This is a genomic window from Mesorhizobium sp. M7A.F.Ca.AU.001.01.1.1 (assembly GCF_004022735.1).
Taxonomy (GTDB): Bacteria; Pseudomonadota; Alphaproteobacteria; order Rhizobiales; family Rhizobiaceae; genus Mesorhizobium; species Mesorhizobium ciceri.
The window spans coordinates 1-4,714 of sequence record NZ_RZPF01000533.1 but is presented as its reverse complement, the minus strand read 5'-3'; the positions used below and the strand labels follow the sequence as shown (position 1 = coordinate 4,714).

The following is a 4,714-nucleotide window of genomic DNA, read 5'->3' as shown; positions in this document are numbered from 1 at the left end:
ATTGCGGCGGGGCGTGGGCGGGCAGGGCGCCGAACGCGCCCATCAGGCCGGCGACGAGCAGGGCGGCGATGGTTCCCGCGCCGGCCGTTATCCAGGTTTGAAATTTTGAGCGGGCAGTCTTGAACATTCCAAACTATGCACGTCGAACGGTCAGCCACCCCTGCGCAGTCTAGAAAGAAAAAATGGCTGATGGAACCCGCAAATGGCTGGTCCAGTCCTCACACCGCTTCCCTTGCCCAGAGCCTGTGGCCATGGCGGCGGAAATAGCGCGCCACCAGGCGCTGCTGCTTGGCCCTGATCAGGTCGGGCAGGCGCCGCTCCTGGCGCCAGCGCGGTATGTTGCGCCAGCAGGCTATGAAGCGGGCGGCGTCCTCGATTACCTCCTGCGCCGAGAGTGCCGGACCGATAGCGGCCAGGAACAGCGCCTCCGACGGTTTCAACTCGTCGATCACCGCCTTGCGCCTGACGTGATCCTGACGGGCGTGGGCGATGCCGCTGCGACGGATTGCTTCGAAGGCTTCAAGCAAGGCCAGGCTGTCGCCGGCGTAGCCGCAGGAACGGGCAAAATCGGCGGCAAAAGCGTCCATTATCGCTCCCGGGTCTGATGCAGTGGGCAGGTTCGTACCCGACTCACATTTTCATACATTTATGAAAGCATAACTCAAATTACGCTAGAAGAAAAACTTCTGGGAAAGTTTGAAAACTGCGACTCGACTCCCGGCGTAAAACACAGGAATATGCGAACAAATCAGGAACAAAGACGAGGCAGGGGCGATGGCATTGCCGGGCAAGGAACCAACGATCGCGCATGTCGCCTCGATCTCGGTCGAGTGCGCCGATTGTGGCCGCAACAGGTGGTGGCGACCCGATCAGCTGAAGCGGTTCGGGGTGACGGGGAATACGCCGCTGTCCGCTCTGTCGGGCCGTATCGTCTGTTCGGCCTGCCGCGCCGACGGACTGCCGGGGACGGCGATTTCGATCCAGGCGGCGTTTGTCGACGAGCGCCAGCGCGTGCGCAGCGAAGCGCGGATGCTGAGCGACAGGGATGTGCCGCTGGAGGGATCGCGGCGGGCTTGAGTGGGAGGGTGCCAGCGCTGGTTCTTCCTTCTCCCGCAGGGGGAGAAGGAAGAGCATCCCTTGCTCAATACCCCAGCAATTCCTTCAGCGGAATCACGCGCCAGACATGTTTGATGGCGTAGCGGTTGAAGGTCAACGTCTTCGGCGGGTTGTACTGCTCGACGACCAGCTCGCCCGCCGTGCGCTTGACCAGCTTTTTGATGAAGGCCTTGCCGTTGCGCTCGTTTTCCTCCGGGAAGGTCTCGATCACCACATGGTCGCCCGGTACGGCGTCGCGGCCGCCGCAATAGATCAGGTCGCCGGGCTCGTAACGCGGCACCATGGAATCCGAGAGCACGTGCAGGGCGAACACCTTCGGCAGGTTGCGCACGCCCGGCGGGCGCTGGACGTAACCCGCCGGCTCGCCGTTGAAGGTGAAATCGCCATCGTCGCCACCGACGGCCGCGCCCAGCACCTCGATGTCCATCGAGCTGGCGGGTAGCGGACCTGCATCGGTGACGATCTCCGCATCGGCAACCGGTCCGGCATCGTCGAGAAACACGACCTGCCCCTGGCCCAGCGCAACCGGGTCGACGCGCAGGAAGGCGGCGGTCTTCAGCAGGTTCTCGGTCTTGGGCAGATTGCGGCCGGTTTCCCAGTTGCCGACGGCGGCGACATCGGTGTCGTTGTGTTCGGCGATGTGGCGCATGACCAGGCCGCGCTGCTTGCGCGCCTTGCGGATCGCCGCTCCGACCTTGATCGACAGTTCCGTTTTTGCCATGGCGCCCATGTGAGGGATGAAAGCCGCTCTCGTCTATGAAAGAATGGCTTGCATCTATTTTCGAGTTATGCTTATATCCGGTCATGCAAAACCTGTCCAGCTTTGATGGCGCCGAGTCGCCGGCCTCACGCGAGGCGCGCCCGGCGGTCATAACCGCCCATTCCCTTTCATCCCGGCCGTCCTCCTCCCCGGCCCGGATGAAGCCCGAGGCCCAGTGCCTGACCGCACGAGCCTCGGGTCCGGTCCGCCTGTCTCCGGCGACCGGAACGGCCGGAGCCGCCGCTCCCAGCGGCTTCGGCCCCCAATTCGGCCGGCATGGCGCCGGCTCTGTTTTTGCGGCAGGCCGATCCTGCATCCGCACCGAGGACGGCACCGTCATCCTGTTCGACAGGCTGACGGGCAGGGCGGTTTCCGCCCTGGACAGAAACACGGCCGAAGCGCGGCTTCTGCACCTTGCCGGCGGGAAATCGGCCCAAGCCGGCTGAGGCTGGCCGGCTGAGAGCCGGCTCTTGAAAAACAACCTGACTGCGGCCTGGCGACCGGGTCGAACCTTGACGCTGCCCGACGGCGCGCGGCCGAACTTTGGATGGAGCTGGATATGGCAAGCTATAGCGACGCGGAATTGCACGAGATCGCCCGCTGGCTGAAGGATGGGTTCTCAGCCTCCAGGATTGCAGTCGCGTTCAGCGCGTTGCGCGGCAGTCCGGTGTCGCGCGACGCCATCATCGGCATCGTGCACCGCAACGCCATGCTCGGCGCGATCGGCTTTGCCAATGGCAAGGGGCCGCCGCCGCGATCCAGGCAGGCCGTGGGCAAGCGCGCTGGAAGCAAGCGGGCGAGTGGCGCGTCGGCGAAAGCGACGCCTGTCGTCGGCAAGATGGAGGGCGTGCTTGCCGCCAAGGACATCCATGCGCGTGAAGTGGCCCGGCCCAGGCGCGCGCATTCGTTCGTGCGCGAGGTGGGCGTGCTGATCGCCGACGGCGTGGCCTATCGCCTGGAGGCGCCGGCGCCGCCGCGCGCGGCCATCGGCCGGCAGCCGCATGGCGTGGCGATGCGCTTCATCGATTGCCTGTTTTCACGCTGCCGTGCGCCGCTGGATCTGACGGTGGAGGGGGATCCGGACATTTCTATTGCCGAAGAGGGGGCGCCAGGCAGCCGCCCAGGCGCCGACATGCTGTGCTGCGGCATGCGCACCGGGGCGCTGAAAAGCTATTGTACCTACCACCAGGCGCGCTTCCAGCGCCGCGTATTTGTTGCGACGGGGTGAGGTTTGATCTCTTCTCCCCCGTTCACGGGGAGAAGGTGCCGGCAGGGCAATGAGGGGCAGCGCTGACGAGGCAGGATGGAAGCTGACATGAAATTCAAGCATCCGATTCAGATGCCACTTACCGAAGCGCTGGCGCCGCCCCTCATTGCCCTGCCGGGCGTTCGCTGTTCGAAAAGCCAAGCAATTGGCTTTTCGTCCGCTGCGCGGATCACACCTCACCCCCGTAAACGGGGAGAAAGAAGCAAAGCCCTATTTCGGCATCTGCCCGCCTTGCTTGGGCGTGCGGCTCTGCATGCTCCTTGCGTCCATCGCTACCGCCGGGTTGCCCTCGCCGACCAATATGCCGGTCACCCGGGCAAAGCCGGTAAACACCTTCATGGCGTCGGCTTCGGAAATCTGGGCGGCAATCGCCGCGCTGCAGGCGTTCAACGCGCTGCGGTAGACATGGCCACGCCGCTCCAGCGGCCAGCGCTGGAGAAAATCGGCGGCTTCGCTGACGCTGTCGATCTCTTCGATCTCATCTTCCACCCGCACTTTGAGCGGCACTCCGGTTTTCATCGTACCCACGGCGTTCACCTTCGCTTTGCGCGCGGCTCCAGCTACCGCACCCATAAACGCGCCCCGCTGGGGGCCGGTTGCATCAATTTTTCGGGCGGCGCCCGCTCCTCACGGGCTAGCCACCGCATCCAGCCAGTCATGGGCGCGGCTTTTGGGCCTGTCGACCAGGATGTTCTGCTGCTTGGCCGCCCTGGTGAAGGCGTCGAACGCGATGCGCTGGCAGCAGATGCCGTCCACGGCGAGCGTAACCAGCCGGGAAGCCTCGAGATAGCCAGGCGCTGTCTTGTCGGGCCATTGGTGGCGCAGTGCCTCGGCGGCTCCGGCCACCGAACTGACCAGCATGGTTTTGTTGTCGCAAAAGCGCACGGTAACCGGCATGAAGGCTGTCATCGGCGAACCTCCCCTTGGCATGGACGCGACATAACGTCGAAAGCTCGCGCCGGTTCCATCAGCCTGGATGCCGGACGACAGGGATGCTGGCGCGGCGGCGAAGAGGCGACGACCTCCGGTTCATTGAAGGCCAACCGAGCAGCGCTCCGCTCCGCTCTGCCACCGCGTGGGAAGATGCCCGGCAGGGCCGAGGGCGCGCGAAGGATCGCCACGTGCCGGCCTCCCACCACCATCCCAACCAGGAGCCTCCCATGAGCAAAAAGACCAGACCCGCAAAACCGCAGGCGCCGAAATTGCCGAAGGGCGAGGCCGAGCAGGTGCGCATACGCCGCGAGATCGGCCATGATTTCGCGCTCAGGGATGACGCCCTCGGCCGCAAGCGGCTGGCAGCGGGCACGCTGGAGGCTGCGCGTGTCTACGAAGTGTCGAATGACGGCTACGCCGCGACCGGCGGCATCGTGCGGCTGCGCGCCATCGATGCGCTCGTCGGCATCACTTCGCTGTCGCGCCAGCAGCGCGAGGCAGGCCTGCGCTACCGCGAGGATTTCCGCTGCAGTCAGCAGGCTGATGTCAAGCCGATGCGCTGGACCGAGCGCATCGACGGCGGCCGCGAGGGCGGCGGCATCGCCGACAGCGTTCTCGACGCCGGCAGGGCCTATGCC

At 65.2% G+C, this 4,714-nt stretch carries 8 protein-coding genes; 4 read left to right on the top strand and 4 right to left on the bottom strand.

Features of this window, described 5'->3' with window-relative positions:
- Nucleotides 1-218: 218 nt before the first annotated feature.
- Nucleotides 219-587, bottom strand: a complete 369-nt coding sequence (locus EN884_RS26335) for a hypothetical protein (RefSeq protein WP_027160847.1) — start codon at nt 585-587, stop codon at nt 219-221.
- A 187-nt stretch (nt 588-774) separates the two neighbouring features.
- On the opposite strand from EN884_RS26335, the gene EN884_RS26330 reads away from it, so the two are divergent.
- Entirely contained in the window at nt 775-1,077 is a 303-nt protein-coding gene (locus EN884_RS26330) for a hypothetical protein (RefSeq protein ID WP_024501757.1), read from the top strand.
- Nucleotides 1,078-1,141: 64 nt separating this feature from the next.
- Here EN884_RS26330 and EN884_RS26325 read toward each other — a convergent pair whose 3' ends face one another.
- Nucleotides 1,142-1,846: a helix-turn-helix transcriptional regulator gene (locus tag EN884_RS26325; RefSeq protein WP_013530583.1), complete on the bottom strand. Its 705-nt coding sequence runs from the start codon at nt 1,844-1,846 to the stop codon at nt 1,142-1,144.
- Nucleotides 1,847-2,034: 188 nt separating this feature from the next.
- On the opposite strand from EN884_RS26325, the gene EN884_RS26320 reads away from it, so the two are divergent.
- Together EN884_RS26320 and EN884_RS26315 are read left to right on the top strand one after the other, a co-directional pair.
- Complete coding sequence (locus EN884_RS26320) at nt 2,035-2,322, top strand: hypothetical protein (RefSeq protein ID WP_244514322.1); 288 nt, start codon at nt 2,035-2,037, stop codon at nt 2,320-2,322.
- Nucleotides 2,323-2,435: 113 nt separating this feature from the next.
- Nucleotides 2,436-3,104: a GcrA cell cycle regulator gene (locus EN884_RS26315; protein ID WP_063170293.1), complete on the top strand. Its 669-nt coding sequence runs from the start codon at nt 2,436-2,438 to the stop codon at nt 3,102-3,104.
- Nucleotides 3,105-3,353: 249 nt separating this feature from the next.
- Here EN884_RS26315 and EN884_RS26310 read toward each other — a convergent pair whose 3' ends face one another.
- Entirely contained in the window at nt 3,354-3,662 is a 309-nt protein-coding gene (locus tag EN884_RS26310; RefSeq protein ID WP_063170292.1) for a DUF982 domain-containing protein, read from the bottom strand.
- A 108-nt stretch (nt 3,663-3,770) separates the two neighbouring features.
- On the bottom strand, nt 3,771-4,052 hold the full coding sequence (locus tag EN884_RS26305) for a DUF982 domain-containing protein (protein WP_013530587.1): 282 nt from the start codon (nt 4,050-4,052) through the stop codon (nt 3,771-3,773).
- 251 nt (nt 4,053-4,303) lie between these two features.
- On the opposite strand from EN884_RS26305, the gene EN884_RS26300 reads away from it, so the two are divergent.
- The coding region (locus tag EN884_RS26300) for a hypothetical protein (RefSeq protein WP_128360814.1) at nt 4,304-4,714 on the top strand (411 nt) is incomplete at its 3' end.